The sequence below is a fragment of the Streptomyces noursei genome (assembly GCF_001646665.1).
Taxonomy (GTDB): Bacteria; Actinomycetota; Actinomycetes; order Streptomycetales; family Streptomycetaceae; genus Streptomyces; species Streptomyces lavendulocolor.
On the sequence record NZ_LWBU01000194.1, the window covers coordinates 1 to 477 of the forward strand.

At 79.7% G+C, this 477-nt stretch carries 1 pseudogene; it reads right to left on the bottom strand.

Annotation, left to right across the window (positions count from 1 at the left end):
* Positions 1-213: 213 nt before the first annotated feature.
* Positions 214-477, bottom strand: a pseudogene (locus tag A4V12_RS38725) (hypothetical protein); the annotation flags it as partial.

Genomic DNA, 477 nt, shown 5'->3' on the forward strand with positions numbered 1-477 from the left:
CGTCGCCGCCGGGGAGCGGCAGGCCGAGCATGTGGCGGGTGCCCAACGACTCGCGCACGGCGCTCCCCGTCCCGCTTTGCCCCCCGGCGCGGGCCCCCGCCAGCTGCGCGGCGGTCCGCGGCTCGCCGTCCGTGGGCCGGCCGTAGTGGGCCGCGGACGGGTACCCGGGCCGGACCAGCCCCCCCCTCGCCCCCGCCCGGCGCAAGAGCAGCGTCAGGGCAGCCGACACAAGGAGGAGCGGACCCAGCCACGAGGCGGGGGCCCACGCCCGCCCCCGAGCCGGGCCCGGCGCCCACGAGGACGACCCGCCAGCAGTGCCGCCTCGGCCGCGAGTGCGAGGACGCCCCACCGCGGGCCGCGCCCACGGCGGCGAAGGACGCCCTCGACGCCGGGGGTGTCCACCGCCACTCCGGGCAGCACCTCGTAGCCGTACTCCAGAGCGATCATCGCGCGTTCCCGTCTCGGAAGGGCCGCACC